At 52.6% G+C, this 428-nt stretch carries 1 protein-coding gene; it reads right to left on the bottom strand.

Features of this window, described 5'->3' with window-relative positions:
* Nucleotides 1–295: TDP-N-acetylfucosamine:lipid II N-acetylfucosaminyltransferase (locus B9C99_RS25515; RefSeq protein WP_143543610.1), on the bottom strand; the 295-nt coding region annotated here is incomplete at its 3' end.
* Nucleotides 296–428 lie beyond the last annotated feature (133 nt).

Genomic DNA, 428 nt, shown 5'->3' with positions numbered 1-428 from the left:
TGCCACCACTCAGCAGAGCCAGCCACAGTTTGGGATTGAACTGACCGTGGAAAAAAAATCGCTGCTGACGGTTAGCTTTTGCTTTCGCGATGACCGCTTCCGCCAGCGATTTTTTCCCAGGGAAAAATTGCACAGAAAGCGCCAGACAGCTATCACTTAAGCCGTCGTCCTTGCCAGCAACCATAAACTCGCGCGCGTGCTCGCTCGTCGCGGCCAGCGCGTCGTTGAAAAACCGCAGAACGGTTCGGTTATGGTGAGGGATATCCGATCCCAGTACGTGAATCAGTACAGTCATGCCCGCCTACGCCAGAGTAAAAACACGCCACAACAAAGAGAAAAATAGACGATATAGGTTGCCATATAGGCCTGTGCTGCGCCCAGTGCGCCATGCGCAGGGATTAGCCAGTTGGCAAATACCATCAATAAAG

Source organism: Rhodococcus sp. BUPNP1 (assembly GCF_002215235.1).
Classification (GTDB): Bacteria; Actinomycetota; Actinomycetes; order Mycobacteriales; family Mycobacteriaceae; genus Rhodococcus.
This window is presented reverse-complemented; position numbering and strand designations above follow the sequence as displayed.